Here is a 17,649-nt window from a genome sequence, read left to right on the forward strand (position 1 = left end):
TTTAATTGTGATTGAAAATTTAAGAAATATTGCCATTATTGCTCACGTTGACCATGGTAAAACAACTTTGGTTGACAAATTATTAAAACAGTCGGGTACGCTAGATAATCTGCGTGGTGACGATAACGAACGTATTATGGATTCTAATGCTCTTGAAAAAGAGCGTGGTATTACCATTTTAGCGAAAAACACCGCTATTGATTGGAATGGTTACCGAATTAATATCGTTGACACCCCTGGGCATGCTGATTTTGGTGGTGAAGTTGAACGTGTTATGTCAATGGTTGACTCTGTATTGTTGCTTGTTGATGCAATGGACGGCCCGATGCCACAAACACGCTTTGTAACGCAAAAAGCATTTGCTTATGGTTTAAAACCGATTGTGGTTATCAATAAAGTCGATCGTCCTGGTGCACGCCCTGATTGGGTTGTTGACCAAGTGTTTGATCTGTTTGTTAACTTGGGGGCGACTGATGAACAGTTAGATTTCCCTATTGTTTATGCTTCAGCTTTAATGGGTATAGCCGGTTTAGATCATGAAAATATGGCGGAAGATATGACACCGTTATTTGAAGCGATCGTTAAACATGTTGAACCGCCAAAAGTTGATTTAGACGGTCCATTCCAAATGCAAATTTCTCAACTTGATTATAACAACTATGTTGGTGTTATTGGTATTGGTCGTATTAAACGCGGTCGTGTTAAACCAAATCAACAAGTGACTATCGTCGATAGTGAAGGCAATAAACGCACTGGTAAAGTGGGGCAAGTGCTTGGTCATTTAGGTCTGCAACGCTATGAAGCTGAAGTTGCCGAGGCTGGTGATATTATAGCATTAACAGGTCTTGGTGAGCTCGGTATCTCTGATACAATTTGTGACAATAGTTGCGTTGAAGCTCTGCCAGCGTTAACTGTTGATGAGCCAACAGTGACTATGTTCTTTAATGTTAATAGCTCACCATTTGCTGGTAAAGAAGGTAAGTATGTGACTTCTCGCCAAATTCTTGAGCGTTTAAATAAAGAACTGGTACATAATGTTGCGTTGCGCGTTGAAGAAACCCCTGATCCTGATGCATTTAGAGTGTCTGGTCGTGGTGAATTACATTTGTCAGTGTTAATTGAAAATATGCGTCGCGAAGGTTATGAATTAGGGGTTTCTCGTCCTAAAGTTATCTTTAGAGAAATTGATGGTAAAAAACAAGAGCCATTTGAACAAGTTACTCTTGATATTGAAGAACAACATCAAGGATCCGTGATGGAAGCTCTTGGCTTACGTAAAGGTGACCTAACAAACATGTTACCAGATGGTAAAGGCCGTGTACGTTTAGATTACGTTATTCCAAGCCGTGGGCTTATTGGATTTAGAACGGAATTTATGACCATGACATCAGGTACTGGCTTGCTTTATTCTACCTTTAGTCATTATGATGATGTGCGCCCAGGTGAAATAGGTCAACGTAATAACGGTGTAATGATTTCAAACGGTACAGGTAAAGCGTTGGCTTATGCGCTTTATGGTTTGCAAGACCGTGGTAAGTTATTCCTAGGTCATGGTGCTGAAGTTTATGAAGGTCAAATTATTGGTATTCATACTCGCTCAAACGATTTAACTGTTAACTGTCTAACCGGTAAAAAATTAACCAACATGCGAGCATCAGGTACAGATGAAGCAACTACATTGTCACCACCAATTAAAATGTCATTAGAACAAGCATTAGAGTTTATTGATGATGATGAATTAGTCGAAGTAACGCCATTATCTATTCGTCTACGTAAACGTCATTTAACTGAAAATGATCGCAAACGTGCGTTTAGAAGTGGTAATAAAGACTAATTGTTGTAGTTTTACCGTAATATGAAAACCTCGCTATTTAGCGAGGTTTTTTTTTGCTTTAACTCTGGCAATAGCATCAGCAATGGATTGTTTGCGATCCTTTGGCGCAATTGTATTGGTATTATTAACTGGCATTGTGCGAGGAAATAATATTGTGGGCGGTACGAGTTGGTTATGGCTTAAACGTTGTTGTTTTTTCTGAGTTAGTACTAACTCTTCTGATTCAGTCAATGCAGTACCTAGTGTGCTTAATGTAATACAGTCTGTTGGACAGGTATTAATACAATTACTGCACGAGGTACATAATTGTGGCAAAATGGTGTGCAATACTTGCTTGCTGCCGACAATGGCATCGGTTGGGCAAACACGAATGCATTTGCCACAACCAATACAGTTTTCTTCATCAATAAACGCTTTATATTCTTGTTTAGTTTGCATAATCATTTCTTGCATTAACTTAAACCTACTATATTACCATCTTTGTCAATATCGATTTGCCGATAAGCAGGGTTAGTGCCTAATCCCGGCATGGTCATCACGTTTCCAGCATAAACACGAATAAAACCAGCTCCAGCTGAAATCGCTAAGTGACTAATATCGACATCAAAATCGGTAGGTACATTTTTTAGATTTGCATCCGCACTAATTGACATTGGTGTTTTAGCAATACAAAGAGGCAACTGGTCCAGTTTTAGTGCTTCGATCTCTTTGATATTTTCAAGTGCAGTAGCCGATAAATTAGCTTTGTTGGCACCATACTTTTTCACCATAGTTTGAATTTTATCTACTAGAGGCATGTTGTCAGGATAAGGTAGTTTGATTTCGTTTGGTGTATCACATGCTTTAATCACGTGCTTAGCTAGTTTTTCTGCGCCTTTACCACCTTGAGTGAAAACTTCACTTACTTCACAGGCAAATGCACCATGCTCAATTGCATATTTTTGTAAAAATGCCAACTCTTCTTCGCTATCATGTGGAAAACGGTTAATGGCAACAATCACTTGTAGCCCATAACTTTTAGCATTGTTGATGTGCCACGCTAAATTAGCTGCACCAATTTCAAGTAATTCAATATTTGATTCTGAAATTTCTTTCGGGATTGCTTGTCCTGGTTTGATATTATATTTACCACTGTTCGATTTTAAGCTACGTACGGTAGCAACTAATACCACACACGAAGCTTTAGTACCCGCTTGGCGATATTTAATATTGAAGAATTTTTCCATGCCCATATCTGAGCCAAAACCAGCTTCAGTTACGACATAATCGGCAAGTTGCAAAGCAATGCGATCGGCAATGACAGAGGAGTTGCCATGGGCAATATTGGCGAAAGGTCCCGCATGAATAAGTACCGGCGTATTTTCAACTGTTTGCATCAGGTTTGGATTAATCGCATTTTTAAGTAATACTGTCATGGCGCCCGCAACTTCAAGTTGTTCTGCGGTAATTGCTTCGCCTTGAGTATTATAAGCTAAAATAATACGCCCAATGCGCGCACGCATATCGTGTAAATCTGAGGCTAATGCTAAAATTGCCATAAGTTCTGATGCTGCGGTTATCTCAAAGCCATCTTGACGTGTAATGCCATTAACGCCACCACCGACACCAACAGTAATTTTACGAAGTGCACGATCATTATGATCCATCACCCGTTTCCACACAATACGATTTACATCGATATTGAGACGCGGCAAGCCCGTTTGTGCGGTAAATTCATCGCCCAAGCGTTCTTCATGATAAAGGCGCGAATCTAATGCGGCTGATGCCAAATCATGAGCTGCGGTGATTGCGTGAATATCACCCGTTAAATGCAGATTTAAAGTTTCCATAGGTAATACTTCGGCTTGACCACCGCCAGCAGCACCACCTTTAACGCCAAATACAGGTCCTAAACTTGGTTGACGAATACAAGCAATTGCCGATTTACCAATGTAATTTAGTCCCTCACTTAGCCCGATTGTATTCACCGTTTTACCCTCACCAAGTGGAGTTGGCGTAATAGCGGTAACTAATACCAATTTGCCGTTAGGTTTGTTTTGGTTGGTTTTAAGAATGGATAAATCGATTTTTGCCACGTGTTTGCCATAAGGCAGGACAAACTCTTCTGGGATGTTGCATTGTTTAGCGATTTCAGTAATTGGGCGTAAAGGCATATTCGTTCTCATCTAACAATAAATTGGAATGTCAGTATAAAGAATTTAAATAGCCGAATAAAGCGACAATTTTATCTTTATTGATTTTCGGCACAAGTCACAATTATCTTGTTATAATAACTAAATACATTCAATAAAAGGAAATAGTTAAATGAATTGGTTTTCCGAATATTCGCTTTTCTTAGCAGAGACGGCGACAGTCGTTATTGCCATTTTAGCAATACTGATTTTTATATTAAGCCAACGTCGTAAATCAGCAACGGTTGGTGGGCGTTTATCAGTCAAAGACATTAGTCAAGAATATGAGCAAGTTAAAGATGATATGTTAATGTCAAGTATGGACGAACTAGAAGCTAAGCTGTTTATGAAAGATCTAAAAAAACAGAAAAAACTTGAAAAGAAACAGGCAAAATTAGCGGCTAAACAAAAAAAGAAACAAGTCAAAAACCAAGAAAAATCTGACGAAAAATCGGCGCTAGATAATGCAACAAAGTTGGCAGAAAACAATATAGATCAACAAGCCAAACCTAAATTATTTGTATTGTCTTTCAATGGTAGTATGGATGCGCACGAAGTTGAAGAATTACGCCAAGAAATTACCGCTGTATTAGCTGTTATTAAACCAGAAGATGAAGTTGTAGTAAAACTTGAAAGCCCAGGTGGTGTAGTCCATGGTTATGGGCTTGCGGCATCGCAGTTGTTACGGTTTAGACAGCGTAATATTCCTTTTACGGCTGTCGTCGATAAAGTTGCAGCCAGTGGTGGGTATATGATGGCATGTACTGCGTCAAAAATCATTGCTGCACCATTTGCTATTGTGGGCTCTATTGGGGTAGTTGCTCAAATTCCTAACTTTAATCGCTTGCTTAAAAAGCATGATGTGGATATTGAATTGCAAACAGCAGGTGCGTATAAGCGTACTTTAACCATGTTTGGTGAAAACACCGATGAAGGTCGACAAAAATTCAAACAAGAGCTTGAAGAAACCCATCTTTTATTTAAAGGCTTTGTTAAAGAATACCGCCCAAATGTTGATATCGAACAAGTTGCAACTGGCGAGCACTGGTTTGCAACTCAAGCTAAAGATAAAGGCTTAGTTGACGAAATCAGTACGAGTGATGACTTTATCTTATCTCACTTAGATACACATAAAATTATCTCTGTTAGTTATTTACGTCGGCAAAAACTATCTGAAAAGTTAGCTAAAAATGTAATAAAAGGTGTGGAAAGACTGTTTTTAAGGCAAGGAAACGGGCTGTGATAGCCCATTTTATAATGCATTGAATTATTCATAATTTCGTATTAATAATATGCTGATTGGCATATTATTTATTTTTTATTTATAAATCAAATCATTATCTTTTTTATTTAATTCCCACAATCATTATCTATTATCTTCTAACGATAATATTAATTGTTAAAACTGACTATCTATTAATCTAATTGCAATTTAATATAAGTCTATATTCATATAGTTTGATGGATATAGCTCCACCTTATTACATTTCTTTTTTTAATTCATAAATCATTACGCTTGAGGACAATTATTATGTTTCAATGGCTTTCAAACTGGATTTTAGATGGACTAAAACATTCCCCCGAAATTTTATTATTTCTATCGTTGAGTTTAGGGTATTTGATTGGTGGCATTAGGATAGGCAAATTCCAACTCGGTGGTGTTGCTGGTTCGTTGCTTGTTGCTGTCGCTTTAAGCGTTTTTGGTGTGACTATTGACGCTGGTGTTAAAGCGATTCTTTTTGCGTTATTTATTTATGCAGTGGGTTATGAAAGTGGTCCGCAATTTTTCCGTTCACTTGGTATAAAAACCTTACGTGAAATCTTCTTAGCATTATTTATTGCAGTTGCAAGTTTTGTGACTGTTATCGTACTAGCCAAATTATTCCATTTAGACAAAGGTCTTGCAGCTGGATTAGCTGCGGGTGGTTTGACACAATCGGCAATTATGGGCACAGCCTCTGATGCATTAAGCCAATTAGGTTTAAGCGCAGATGAATTAAGAAAAATGCAAGCAAATGTAACTATTGGTTATGCTGTGACCTATATATTTGGTTCACTAGGTGCCATTATTGTCTGCGTCAATATTCTGCCAAAAATCATGGGTAAAGATATTGGTGATGATGCAATAAAAGCACAGGCTGAGCAACTTCATGGTTCGCTTTCATTAAGCTCTGATCAAAATCTAGCTTTATCTGATATTAGTGGTCGGTTGTATCGTATTACCAATAAAATTAATCAAACAGTGGCGCAAGTTGAACAAACTATTAATGGCATTAGTATTGAGCGTATCAAACGTGGCAATAAAATCATTGAAGCAATGCCAGAAACAGTATTAAAGTCGAAAGATATTATTCTTGTTGTGGGTCATCGTGATTCAATGATTAAAGTACATGATCTACTTGGTAGTGAAGTGAATTCAGCATCTGGAATGGATGTGGTAATGAATAAGTTAGATGTTGAAATGCGTAATAACCGTTATGAGGGTGAAAATCTTACTCAAGTACTTCAATCAGATGAAGTGATGAAGTTAAAACATGGCATCTATCTTTTAGCGATTAATCGTGATGGACAACCTCTTCCCCTTAATAACGATATTTATTTAAAACTTGGTGATGTTATTACTATTTATGGTGCTGATAGTGATCTTCGTCGTGTTATTGACAAAATCGGTGCACCCATTACCAAAAGTGAAAAAACTGACTGGATATTCCATGGTTTAGGGCTTGTTGTTGGCCTTATTATTGGCTTAATTGTGATTCGTGTAAGTAATATTCCTATCACATTAGGTGCTGGAGGTGGAGCGCTTTTATCAGGATTATTATTTGGTTGGTATCGTTCGGTTCACCAAACTATCGGTAATATTCCTACTGGTGCAGTGCAACTTTTAAAAGATTTTGGCTTAGCTGGATTTGTTGCTGTTGTGGGATTAAGTTCTGGTCTTCAAGCAATTAATACAATTGAAGAACAAGGTTTATCTCTATTTTTAATTGGTGTGGTTGTTACTTTGCTACCAATGCTACTTGCCATTTATTTCGGAAAATATGTGCTTGGCTATAAAAATGCAGCAGTATTTGCTGGTGCTTTAGCAGGATCGCGAAGTGCTAACCCCGCTTTTGGTGAAGTGCTCAATAAAGCTGGCAATTCAACGCCAACTAACTCTTTTGCTATTACTTACGCTTTAGCTAATGTTTTCCTAACTTTATTAGGTCCATTAGTTGTTGCTTTTGTTTAATTGATATATCAAATTAAGGGTACTAATGTATGAAAAACAAAACAGAATATAGCCAATATGCTAATTTAAGTCCTTTTGAATTAAAAGATAACTTAATTAAACTGGCACAAAGCCATACTGATCGGGTGATGTTAAATGCGGGTAGAGGTAATCCAAACTTTTTGGCTACTTGGCCTCGTCAAGCATTTTTCCAATTAGGTGTGTTTGCAACTCAAGAATCCGAAATGTCATTTTCATATTTAAATGAAGGTGTTGGCGGTATGCCAATTAAAGCAGGATTAACTGGACGCTTTGAACATTTTATTTGTCAAAATTATAATACCCCTGGTGTGGCATTTTTAGGTAAAGCTTTTTCTTACATCCGAGATCAACTTGGGCTTGATGAAAACGCTTTTTTACAAGAAATGGTAGAAGGTATTTTAGGATGTAATTATCCTGTACCTGATAGAATGCTTCACTTTAGTGAAGATATTGTTAAAGCCTATGTGTTACAGCAAATGGGGGCCCAATATCTAGATCGTGATAATATCGATTTATTTGCCGTTGAGGGTGGTACAGCCGCCATGGCTTATATTTTTAACTCCATGAAAGAAAACGGATTAATTCAAAAAGGTGATAAAATTGCTATTGGTGCGCCTATATTCACACCTTATCTTGAAATTCCAGAACTTAATGATTATCAATTAGTTGAGGTATTAATTAATTCTGATCCTAATTCAAATTGGCAATATCCTGAGCCAGAATTGCGTAAATTAGAAGATCCAGCAATTAAAGCCTTTTTTGTTGTTAATCCATCTAATCCACCATCAGTTAAAATTGATGATAAAAGCTTAAAAATTATCGCTGATATTGTTAAAAAACGCCCTGAATTGATTATTTTGACTGATGACGTTTATGGTACATTTGCCGATGATTTCCAATCTTTATTTGCCATTTGTCCTAAAAATACCATTTTAGTTTATTCATTTTCTAAATACTTTGGTGCGACAGGTTGGCGATTAGGTGTTATAGCAACGGCTAATGATAATGTGATAGATAAAACCATTAAAGCATTACCAAGCAAAACTAAACAGATCTTAAATAAACGCTATAGCTCAATAACAACTGATCCGGAAAATCTTAAATTTATCGATCGCTTAGTGGCTGATAGCCGCGCTGTAGCATTAAACCACACTGCCGGCCTTTCAACACCACAACAAGTACAAATGGTCTTATTTGCATTGTGTGAAATGATGGATAGTGATCAAAGCTATAAAAACGCATTAAAATCACTTATTCGTCGCCGTGCAGCATCGCTTTACCAACATTTGGGGCTTAAACATACAACTGATGAAAACAGTGTTGATTATTATACACTTGTTGATCTTGAGCATATTTGCCGAGAATTATATGACGATAAATTTGCTCAATGGATATTAAAAAATAAAAATCCGACTGAGATGTTATTTAGAATAGCAGACGAAGCGGGGGTCGTTCTATTACCAGGTAAAGGATTTGCTGTACAACATCCTTCTGCTCGAGCATCGTTAGCTAACTTAAATGAATATCAATATGCAGCGATTGGCTTATCAATGCGTAAATTGGCTGAAGAGTATTATGATGAGTATAAGGGCAAATCAGATAAAAAATAGTTAATTATTTAGATTTGTTCATCTAACTATTAATCAAACCCTAGTTTATCTAGGGTTTTTTTATTGAGTTAGCAAGTTAATTTTTCAATGTATTACGAGGTGTTCCATCTGTTTTCAGCTTAGTTTGCTTTTGTAATGCAGTAAACTTTTGATCTGTCACTTCCACAACACATTATGCGACTAGAGTCTCATTTTTTACATGGGCAATGGATACTCTTAAATAATTGCCAAAATTGGTTTTTAATAAACTTTCATAATAAAAAACCACGCACTGATCATAAGGTCATTGATTATCATTTTCATACTGTTCAGCAATCATTTTCCTTAGCTCTGATGAGCCAAAAGCAGGTTCATATTCTACTTTTGCCTGACCTGTTTTTGAACAAGCTCTATCTTTATAGTTGCTAGATTTTAATCCTTACTAAGTATGAAGTTATTACCCTTTTCTAGTCAATGAGAAATAATAACACATTGAATAAAAATAATAATACAAGGAAGGTACGCGTTTATTTGTAGGGCTTTCAGCCTGAATTATCACCATCCTAGCGGGCAGTTCAATACTGTCAAGTTAACTATTTTTTTATAGTAATCTTAATACAGATAATCTATCAATAACACATCTTTGATTATTTGCTACTACTTGCGATTATATTGGTAGATTTAGTATGTAAAAAAGTGAAAAATGAAGAAGTAATTGGCGCTTTAAGATAATAATAATTAATGTGAAACGATATGCTAAATTTTAATATATTTATTTTAAAACAAGTTTAAAGAAGATAGCGAAAGCGCAGGAAAAAATAAAAACATCCAGTTAATTCCAAGTAATTGATTTCATATAATTTATTCATTACTCACCTCATATATATAACTGTGTTCTACCTTTTAAAAGTGGACTATATTGGATTGCTATGGACTAAAATAATATGGTGTTCAATCAAAGTCAAACCGAAGTTCTGAGTGATGATCATCAAATTTAGCTTTATGAAAAAAGTTAATTTGACGGTGCCAACCAAAGAATTACAAAACACTCTGGTTCAAAATTATCTATCTCTCATGTGCTTTGGTGAAAAACCGAACCGCTTACGGAAATAAATTGCAAATCTAGATCCTGAATCATATCCAACTTCTTGTGCGATTTGTGTAATATTTAAATGAGTGGTTTGTAGTAGCTTTAATCCATAACTCATTCTTGCCTCAAACAGTATATTAGACAAACTTGTTCCTTCATCAGATAGGCGTCGCCTTAATGTTGACTCACTCATGGCAAAATGTTTTGCAATTGCTTTTGATTGCCATTTTTTTGTAGGTGCACCTAAAATTAATCGTTCCAGCTTCTGCTTAAGACCTTCATTTACTGAGATAGGAAAATTAATATTTACTATTTCTAAGCATCGTAATAATTGTATAAATTGATGTAAAAGCAAATCATAATTTGAGAGAGGATCTTGAATAATACTGATTGTATAATTTATTGATGCATTAAAAATATTGGGAACAGATCGCACGATTTTTATCTGATGGGTAAAGTCTGTTGACTGTGTGGTTTTTAAAGACTCATACTGTTTTAGTATTTCTTGTGGCCAAGTAAAACAGTCGGCCAAATAAATTTTATTTTGAATATTTTGATTAGTAATATCTAAAAGACTGTTAGCAGGAACAACTAATAATTCTCCTGCTAATATCTCATAAATTTCACCTTTATAGCTGATAACCTTTGATCCTTGAACTATACGAATTAACATTGGATCAACTATTCTCACCTGCGATAATTTATAATTACAACTTTGTGAAACTCGTGAGTACTGACCTAATGTAGTAAGTTGCTGTGATTTTTTTATTACCTGATTCAAAAAATATCCTATTAGCAATATTTTATTGCTGATAATTGTACATTATTGTCGCTTTACCTAATAGATTCGTATTTGCAATAAATCCTATTAATGCGGGGGATGTTGAATCACTAACATTAATATGTTCAATACTCAAAGCATAAATAGTAAAAATATAGCGATGACTTGTGCCTTTGGGTGGGCATGGCCCCCCATAATAAACATTACCAAAATCATTGCGCACAGCTTTGCTTCCTTTTGGTAATAGCAAGGTATTATTACCTGCATTTTTTACAATATAATTTACATTCGCAGGTATATTGGCGACTACCCAGTGCCACCAACCAGAGCCAGTTGGCGCATCTTGGTCATACATAGTAATGACGAAGCTTTTTGTACCTTGAGGTGGGTCGTTCCAACTAAGACTAGGTGAAATTTTCTCACCATTACAGCCAAATTCATTAGCAATATATTGACTAGTAAAACCATTCTTGGACAGATCACTACTTTGTATGCTAAAGCTTTGTGCGAAAGTATTAAAACTGACTAAATACAAAATAAAAATTATTATCTTTTTCACTTTATTTCTCTTATCATAAATTAGAGTGAAATTATTTTAGATAGAAAATAATAAAAATTCTGCACAAATTAGCTCAATTATAGTACAAATGTGCTTAGATAATAATTCTATTTAGAGTTTAGTGAAGTTTTTTAACACGATTTGGTGCTATCAATTTAACCCATCCCTTGTATGGATATTGTCAAATTAATTTTCTAACATGGGTTTGAATTAGAAGATAGCTATCAAATTACAATTTACCATTAAAAGTTAACTTGACAGTCCCTAACAAAATATTAAAACATGGTGTTTTATTTGATATGATTTTTTAGATATTGATTTTTTCTATGCCTTGAGAGAAGATGGCGGAAGCGCAGAGATTCGAACTCTGGGAGGGTCGCCCCTCGCCGGTTTTCAAGACCGGTGCTTTCAACCGCTCAGCCACACTTCCGCAATGGCTGTGAATATTAAAGTAGACTTGCTTATTTGTAAATAGCTATTTTAATATTTTTTATTGTTTGCTTTAAATTTAATCAAATTATATAGAAAACACACAATGATGGCGCTTTCTTTTTCAAAATTAGTGTTGGATTTTGATTAATTGAGTATAATAAAACGCAAATGAATTAGCGTATGTTAAAAATGTTAGAGCAAATAGAAACCGATGATAAAGGCTATTTAAAAAACTGGCAGGATTGGACTATTGATTTGGTTCCTGAACTGGCTGCTAATGAGTGTATTGAGTTAACTGATGCGCATTGGGAGGTTATCTTATTTGTCCGTGATTTTTACTTAGAATATAAAACATCACCAGCTATACGTGCGTTAGTTAAAGCGATGGAAAAGAAGTTCGGTGCACAAAAGGGTAATAGTCGCTATTTGTATAAGTTATTTCCTGATGGCCCAGCTAAACAAGCGACTAAACTTGCAGGCTTACCAAAGCCCGTTAAATGTATATAGATAAAGGATAACGTTACATTCATGATAAGATGGAAGCTCCCTTTATTACTATTAGTTGTGTTTGGTTATCTCCAATATTCTTTATGGTATGGCAAAAATAATGTGTACGATTATCGAGATAATGTAGAGATGTTAGCCAGTTTGCGGGCTGATAATGAGAAATTGAAGGCTCGTAATGAGCAAATGTTTGCTGAAATTAACGATCTACAACGTGGTTCTGAAGCGATAGAGGAGAGGGCTCGCAGTCATTTAGGTATGGTAAAAGCTAATGAATATTTTTATCGAATTATTATTGATTCAGATTCAAAAAAACGATAATGCATAACATGAATAATCTTAATAATATTATCGCTATTGTGCCAGCTGCAGGAATTGGCTGTCGCATGAATAGCCAAATCCCTAAACAGTATTTAAAAATCGATTCAAAAACAATCTTAGAGCACACACTAAATAAATTATTAACACACCCTCAAATAGCGAAAGTTATTGTTGTTATTAGCCCTGAGGATAACATCTTTAGCTCGCTCTCAATAGCTTCGCACGATAACATTAGTATCACTTTAGGCGGTAAAACTCGTGCTGATTCTGTGTTAGCTGGATTACAATTATTAAATGATAAGCAATGGGCATTAGTTCATGATGCCGCAAGACCTTGTGTGGATCATGATGACATATCTCGCTTGATAGAAACGGTGATTAATAAAAAGCAAGGTGGTATTTTGGCTATGCGTATTAGCGATACGATAAAACGAGCATGCCAAGATAATGACACTATTATTGATTACTCTGAAGATCGAACTTATTTATGGGGCGCAGCAACACCTCAATTATTCAATGCTGGTGAGTTAAAATCTTGCTTACAACATGCTTTAAATAACCATATCGCAATTACTGATGAAGCTTCAGCTATTGAGTATTGTGGGGGGCATCCTTTATTAATTGAATGTCGTCGAGACAATATAAAAATAACGCGTCCTGAAGATTTAGCGTTGGCTAATTTTTATTTAACTAAGCAAATTTTAAATAGGTAAAAATATGAGAATAGGTCATGGATTTGATGTCCATAAGTTTGGTGGTGAAGGTCCAATTACGCTTGCTGGTGTAAAAATTCCTTATCAATATGGACTTATTGCTCATTCTGATGGCGATGTTTTATTACATGCAATAACAGATGCGCTGATTGGTGCATTAGCATTAGGCGATATTGGTAAGCTATTTCCCGATACAGATCCAAAATATAAAGGCATAGATAGTCGGATCTTATTGAAAGATGTGTACAGTATTGTTCAAGTTAAAGGTTATGAATTAGTGAATTTAGATGCCACTATCATTGCGCAAGAACCCAAGATGAGACCGCATGTTGATCAAATGAGAGTTAATATAGCTGAAGATTTAAAAGTTCATTTTGAGCAAATTAGTGTAAAAGCAACAACAACCGAGCAGTTAGGCTTTACGGGACGTAAAGAGGGCATTGCTTGCCAAGCAGTAGTATTATTAGCTCGAAAAACTAAAACAGATTAAATTTAAAAGTAGGCAATACAAGTGTTAACACAACTTAATTATTTATATGGAAAACCGACAGCCACAGGGCAATATAAGCAACAATACGAAGATTTTGTCGTTACAGAACATCTTGGTTTTGAGTTGACTGGTGAGGGTGAGCATGTTTTAGTTTATTTGCAAAAACGTGATTGTAACACTATTTTTGTGGCTGAACAGTTAGCTAAATATGTTGGTATTTCAACTAAGTTAGTGAGTTATGCAGGATTAAAAGATCGTCAAGCGATAACAACGCAATGGTTTAGCTTACATATGCCAGGTCAACAAACGCCAGACTTCTCAGGATTTGATTTAGCAAATTGTCAGATATTAAAAGTTACCCGGCATAATAAAAAATTAAAAATAGGGGCGTTAAAAGGTAACTATTTTAAAATTATTTTAAGAGATTTAACCGCTCAATCTGAAATCGAATCTAAATTAGCATTGATCAAACAACATGGTGTGCCTAATTATTTTGGTGAGCAACGCTTTGGCCGTGGTGAAAATAATATTACCCAAGCTATAAACTGGGCAAAAGGGGCTATTACGGTTAAAGATAGAAAAAAAAGAAGTTTTTATCTCTCTGCAGCGAGAAGTGCTATTTTTAACGACATTGTGAGTAAACGAATTGGACAACAGCTTCATAAAACTGTTATTGATGGCGATATATTACAACTAGCACAACGCAGTAGTTGGTTTGTTGCACAAACAGATGAGCTAGCATTGTTACAAGCACGTTTAGAAAACGGTGAGATTAATGTTACAGCACCAATGATGGGGGATTCACCACTAGGTACACAATTTAAAGCGTTGGAGTTTGAACAAGAATGTTTAGAAAATTGGTCTGAATTTTATGATCTATTTAAAAAAGAGCGCGTTGAGACAGCAAGGCGCTCACTATTGTTACGAGCAGATCAACTCAATTGGCAATGGTTAGATTGTCATAGTCTTGAACTTGATTTTTATTTGCCATCAGGTTGTTATGCAACAAGTGTGATACGTGAATTAATAATAGAAAATGAGTAGCCAAAATGCAAAGCCCAAAAATGCAGTCCCTAATTAAATTTTTGCGTCAACAAGCAATAAAAGATGAGCGAGTTTTAGATGCTATCGCTTCAATTCCTCGAGAACATTTTGTTGATGAGGCGTTGTCCCATCAAGCTTATGATAATTGTCCCTTACCAATAGGTAATGGGCAAACTATTTCTCAGCCCTATATTGTAGCAAAGATGACCGAATTATTAAGGTTAGAGCCTCACTCAAAAGTGCTCGAAATTGGTACAGGATCGGGATATCAAACTGCGGTTTTGGCAAAATTAGTTGAACATGTTTGTTCGCTGGAACGTATCAAGAGTTTGCAATGGAATACTAAACGCCGTTTAAAACAACTTGATATTCATAATATTTCGACACGCCATGGTGATGGTTGGTTAGGTTGGCCAGAGCGAGGGCCATTTGACGGTATTATCGTTACTGCCGCCGCATCCGAAGTACCACAATGTTTATTAGAACAATTAGCAGATAAAGGCCGGCTAGTTATTCCGGTTGGTGAAAATAAACAGACTCTCCAATTAATTGAGCGTGATGGACATAATTTTATCGTGAAAGATATGGGTGAGGTAATATTTGTTCCTTTAGTTAAAGGCGATATAGAATAATGGGTCTGCATTTCAAATAGAAAATAAAATATTTATTTTCTATTTGAAATGCACTTGGTTCTAAAATATTTTGACAATATCTTGTTTCTGCTTAGAACGTTCCCATTCACAGATTCCATAAATAGCATTAAACAAGTAAATTAAGTATTGTGTTGCAATAACGATATTGTCGGTATAGATATTTAAACCAATTACCAGTACATTTAATATAACCCATAAATACCAGTTAAACGCATAGCGCATCATCAATAATAATTGAGCAACAATACCTAGACCAAATATAAAACAGTTAGTTATTAGTTGGTAGGTTGTATTAGTTGCACCAATTTTATCCGTTAAATAAATATTAATAAAAGCGGCAATAATAAGAAATATGATTGTATATAAAAATGTGGTTTCATTGAGTGAGCGAACTTTAACGTTTTTATTATTATCAAGGTTCTTTTTCCAAGTGAATAAACCATAGATGTGTGAACAAAAATAGTAGACTGGCGGTAGTCCTGCACCAATATTGCCGCCAAGAACATTAGCACAACATTCTGCAACTACGGCAAACATACCTAATACATTCCCCATGTTTTTACGTTTTGCTAATAAGATAACACATAGCAGACCGCAAAAAGCGCCTATGTAAGAAGTAGCATAGCGTAAATCAAATTCAGTAAATGGGTCAGTGTATAAGAATGCTAGTGTTACACATAATATACAAAAAAATGGATAGAATTTACTGCGTCCAATTAAAATGGCAAGATTGCTTAATTTATTCATAATTCATTACTCTTCATCATTAATAAGTTGATTAACTAGTTCAATGCAACGTAAATAACGTTCTTCGTAATCGGGCGATTCTATTTCTATATATTTGATATTATTTTTTTCTAATAACGTTATTAATAGTTTTTGAAAATCTTTACGTTGTTTTGGACTGCCTAAATGACGTAAACCGTCAGCCACCCATGGCGTGTTATTGCCAAGTAAAATCACTAAATCAAAACGATAGTTATTGATCATAGCTTGTAAAAATGGATGTTCTTTACCTTCATATTTTTTACAAAAAGCTTGAGTTGTCACAAAATCGGTATCAATAAATGAAATTTTATTGGCATGTTTTATGGCAAAATCGATATATTGTGCATGCCCTAATGCGATTTTATCGTAGTCAGCATACTGTAATGCGCGTTCGTCCCCGCCAAGTTGAGAAAATACATAATCCCGACCATATTCCCATGCACTGGTTGTGTTAAATACGTTTGCTAGTTTATTCACTAAAGTCGATTTACCACTAGATTCACCTCCTAAAATGGCAACGGTTCTAACAAAAAATGGTCTAACTTCGGTTGGTATGTATTGCCAGTTTTTTAGCGGTGCTTGACGGATTTGAGTACCACTTATTTGCATAAATTGTCGTTTTGGATCAATTAAGACGGTTTCTAGATCAAACAAATCTTTATACATAGCAACATCTTGTGGTTCGCTTGAATACACAAGATCAGGGTTAATTCCTTTGGTTTTAAATAATTTTTTTACCCGCTCACTCCATTCATGCCAACCATTAGGATAAGCTGGAATACCGTCTTCTTCGAGTAATTCAATGTGGATATTTTTTTGATATTTAAAAGTTTGCAGTAACCAGCGAATACGATCGTTAATTGTTGGTTGGCGGGACATAGCACTTTGTTCAAATAGTGTCATATCACGAGTTGTATCAGAACAAAGTACGACATAGAGTTCATCCACTTGGCTGATTGCGCGCTGAATGAGATAGATATGTCCTGTATGTAAAGGATAAAACTTACCAAAAATAACCCCCACTTTTTTGTTTTGGGTTGATTCTTCAATTTGTAAATATTGATGAAGTGATTGTAATTTTTGTGCACTTGGATTTTTAATTTTATTATTAATTAGCTGGCTTAGGTAGCCTTTAGTCATGTGGCAGGCATCGGCAACTGTTTGTAATGATATGTTTTTTCGCTTTATTACTGTTTTTAAATAACTGAAGTCACACATAAGATCTCCTTATATTTTGTTTTTTATCTTAAACACAATATAAATCAATTCTGCACTTTGTTCAATATATTAAACAAAAATAATTTATTTTGATATAGGTTATTGGCAATTTATAACAATTAAATTAAAAAGAATAAATACTCTTTTGAGTATTAATAATTGTGCTATAACTTAATTAACTGATAACATGAGATATTAAAATAGGTGAAATTAATTTTTTATAAAAGAG

Annotated in this window: 16 protein-coding genes and 1 tRNA gene; 10 read left to right on the plus strand and 7 right to left on the minus strand. The window is 35.3% G+C overall.

Features of this window, described 5'->3' with window-relative positions; all coding sequences use genetic code 11:
- The first annotated feature begins 7 nt into the window (after positions 1-7).
- Complete coding sequence (gene typA, locus A9G42_RS10275) at positions 8-1,834, plus strand: ribosome-dependent GTPase TypA (RefSeq protein WP_065567901.1); 1,827 nt, start codon at positions 8-10, stop codon at positions 1,832-1,834.
- Between the two features lie 33 nt (positions 1,835-1,867).
- Here the strand turns inward: typA and A9G42_RS10280 are convergent, their stop codons facing one another.
- Positions 1,868-2,287 (minus strand): RnfABCDGE type electron transport complex subunit B, encoded by a 420-nt coding sequence (locus A9G42_RS10280; RefSeq protein ID WP_065567902.1) that lies wholly within the window; start codon positions 2,285-2,287, stop codon positions 1,868-1,870.
- On the minus strand, positions 2,287-3,999 hold the full coding sequence (locus tag A9G42_RS10285; RefSeq protein WP_065587691.1) for a formate--tetrahydrofolate ligase: 1,713 nt from the start codon (positions 3,997-3,999) through the stop codon (positions 2,287-2,289). Before A9G42_RS10285 ends, A9G42_RS10280 begins: the two co-directional genes overlap by 1 nt.
- Positions 4,000-4,138: 139 nt before the next feature.
- Here A9G42_RS10285 and sohB point away from each other — a divergent pair, with 139 nt between their 5' ends.
- From sohB to A9G42_RS10300, 3 genes are all read left to right on the plus strand, one after another.
- Positions 4,139-5,248, plus strand: a complete 1,110-nt coding sequence (gene sohB / locus A9G42_RS10290) for a protease SohB (RefSeq protein ID WP_065653374.1) — start codon at positions 4,139-4,141, stop codon at positions 5,246-5,248.
- Between the two features lie 288 nt (positions 5,249-5,536).
- Entirely contained in the window at positions 5,537-7,237 is a 1,701-nt protein-coding gene (aspT, locus tag A9G42_RS10295; RefSeq protein ID WP_065653375.1) for an aspartate-alanine antiporter, read from the plus strand.
- Positions 7,238-7,266: 29 nt separating this feature from the next.
- Positions 7,267-8,868, plus strand: coding sequence for a bifunctional aspartate transaminase/aspartate 4-decarboxylase (locus A9G42_RS10300; RefSeq protein ID WP_065653376.1), 1,602 nt, complete (start codon positions 7,267-7,269; stop codon positions 8,866-8,868).
- 1,040 nt (positions 8,869-9,908) lie between these two features.
- Here the strand turns inward: A9G42_RS10300 and A9G42_RS10305 are convergent.
- The 3 genes from A9G42_RS10305 to A9G42_RS10315 form a co-directional block, all read right to left on the minus strand.
- A complete protein-coding gene (locus tag A9G42_RS10305) occupies positions 9,909-10,718 on the minus strand; it encodes a helix-turn-helix domain-containing protein (protein WP_065567908.1) in 810 nt (269 codons plus the stop codon).
- Between the two features lie 22 nt (positions 10,719-10,740).
- Positions 10,741-11,277 (minus strand): YbhB/YbcL family Raf kinase inhibitor-like protein, encoded by a 537-nt coding sequence (locus A9G42_RS10310; RefSeq protein WP_065653377.1) that lies wholly within the window; start codon positions 11,275-11,277, stop codon positions 10,741-10,743.
- A gap of 342 nt (positions 11,278-11,619) precedes the next feature.
- Positions 11,620-11,707, minus strand: a tRNA-Ser gene (locus tag A9G42_RS10315).
- A gap of 182 nt (positions 11,708-11,889) precedes the next feature.
- Between A9G42_RS10315 and A9G42_RS10320 the strand changes: the two genes are divergently transcribed.
- The 6 genes from A9G42_RS10320 to A9G42_RS10345 are packed head-to-tail and all read left to right on the plus strand — an operon-like array spanning position 11,890 to position 15,413.
- The gene (locus A9G42_RS10320) at positions 11,890-12,216 is read left to right on the plus strand and encodes a TusE/DsrC/DsvC family sulfur relay protein (RefSeq protein ID WP_442903037.1); all 327 of its coding nucleotides are present in this window, start codon (positions 11,890-11,892) and stop codon (positions 12,214-12,216) included.
- Between the two features lie 21 nt (positions 12,217-12,237).
- Entirely contained in the window at positions 12,238-12,534 is a 297-nt protein-coding gene (ftsB, locus tag A9G42_RS10325; protein WP_065567910.1) for a cell division protein FtsB, read from the plus strand.
- Positions 12,534-13,247 (plus strand): 2-C-methyl-D-erythritol 4-phosphate cytidylyltransferase, encoded by a 714-nt coding sequence (gene ispD / locus A9G42_RS10330; RefSeq protein ID WP_065567911.1) that lies wholly within the window; start codon positions 12,534-12,536, stop codon positions 13,245-13,247. The genes ftsB and ispD overlap by 1 nt, the downstream gene beginning before the upstream one ends.
- 4 nt (positions 13,248-13,251) lie before the next feature.
- Positions 13,252-13,737: a 2-C-methyl-D-erythritol 2,4-cyclodiphosphate synthase gene (ispF, locus tag A9G42_RS10335; RefSeq protein ID WP_065567912.1), complete on the plus strand. Its 486-nt coding sequence runs from the start codon at positions 13,252-13,254 to the stop codon at positions 13,735-13,737.
- Between the two features lie 15 nt (positions 13,738-13,752).
- The gene (gene truD / locus A9G42_RS10340; protein WP_065653378.1) at positions 13,753-14,781 is read left to right on the plus strand and encodes a tRNA pseudouridine(13) synthase TruD; all 1,029 of its coding nucleotides are present in this window, start codon (positions 13,753-13,755) and stop codon (positions 14,779-14,781) included.
- 5 nt (positions 14,782-14,786) lie between these two features.
- The gene (locus A9G42_RS10345) at positions 14,787-15,413 is read left to right on the plus strand and encodes a protein-L-isoaspartate(D-aspartate) O-methyltransferase (protein WP_065653379.1); all 627 of its coding nucleotides are present in this window, start codon (positions 14,787-14,789) and stop codon (positions 15,411-15,413) included.
- Between the two features lie 60 nt (positions 15,414-15,473).
- On the opposite strand, the gene pnuC is transcribed toward A9G42_RS10345, so the two are convergent.
- Positions 15,474-16,181 carry a nicotinamide riboside transporter PnuC gene (pnuC, locus tag A9G42_RS10350; RefSeq protein WP_065653380.1) on the minus strand — a complete coding sequence of 236 codons (708 nt, stop codon included), beginning with the start codon at positions 16,179-16,181 and terminating at the stop codon, positions 15,474-15,476.
- A gap of 6 nt (positions 16,182-16,187) precedes the next feature.
- Complete coding sequence (gene nadR, locus A9G42_RS10355) at positions 16,188-17,420, minus strand: multifunctional transcriptional regulator/nicotinamide-nucleotide adenylyltransferase/ribosylnicotinamide kinase NadR (protein WP_065567916.1); 1,233 nt, start codon at positions 17,418-17,420, stop codon at positions 16,188-16,190.
- Positions 17,421-17,649 lie beyond the last annotated feature (229 nt).

Origin of the sequence: Gilliamella sp. Nev6-6, assembly GCF_001690605.1 — a bacterium.
Classification (GTDB): Bacteria; Pseudomonadota; Gammaproteobacteria; order Enterobacterales; family Orbaceae; genus Gilliamella; species Gilliamella apicola_C.

Bases quoted from the DNA above. Each gene is read 5' to 3' on its own strand.
- nadR (WP_065567916.1), bottom strand. From the start codon at position 17,420: ATGTGTGACTTCAGTTATTTAAAAACAGTAATAAAGCGAAAAAACATA.
- A9G42_RS10280 (WP_065567902.1), bottom strand. From the start codon at position 2,287: ATGCAAGAAATGATTATGCAAACTAAACAAGAATATAAAGCGTTTATT.
- aspT (WP_065653375.1), top strand. From the start codon at position 5,537: ATGTTTCAATGGCTTTCAAACTGGATTTTAGATGGACTAAAACATTCC.
- A9G42_RS10345 (WP_065653379.1), top strand. From the start codon at position 14,787: ATGCAAAGCCCAAAAATGCAGTCCCTAATTAAATTTTTGCGTCAACAA.
- ispD (WP_065567911.1), top strand. From the start codon at position 12,534: ATGCATAACATGAATAATCTTAATAATATTATCGCTATTGTGCCAGCT.
- sohB (WP_065653374.1), top strand. From the start codon at position 4,139: ATGAATTGGTTTTCCGAATATTCGCTTTTCTTAGCAGAGACGGCGACA.
- A9G42_RS10285 (WP_065587691.1), bottom strand. From the start codon at position 3,999: ATGAGAACGAATATGCCTTTACGCCCAATTACTGAAATCGCTAAACAA.
- A9G42_RS10300 (WP_065653376.1), top strand. From the start codon at position 7,267: ATGAAAAACAAAACAGAATATAGCCAATATGCTAATTTAAGTCCTTTT.
- pnuC (WP_065653380.1), bottom strand. From the start codon at position 16,181: ATGAATAAATTAAGCAATCTTGCCATTTTAATTGGACGCAGTAAATTC.
- A9G42_RS10320 (WP_442903037.1), top strand. From the start codon at position 11,890: ATGTTAAAAATGTTAGAGCAAATAGAAACCGATGATAAAGGCTATTTA.
- ftsB (WP_065567910.1), top strand. From the start codon at position 12,238: ATGATAAGATGGAAGCTCCCTTTATTACTATTAGTTGTGTTTGGTTAT.
- ispF (WP_065567912.1), top strand. From the start codon at position 13,252: ATGAGAATAGGTCATGGATTTGATGTCCATAAGTTTGGTGGTGAAGGT.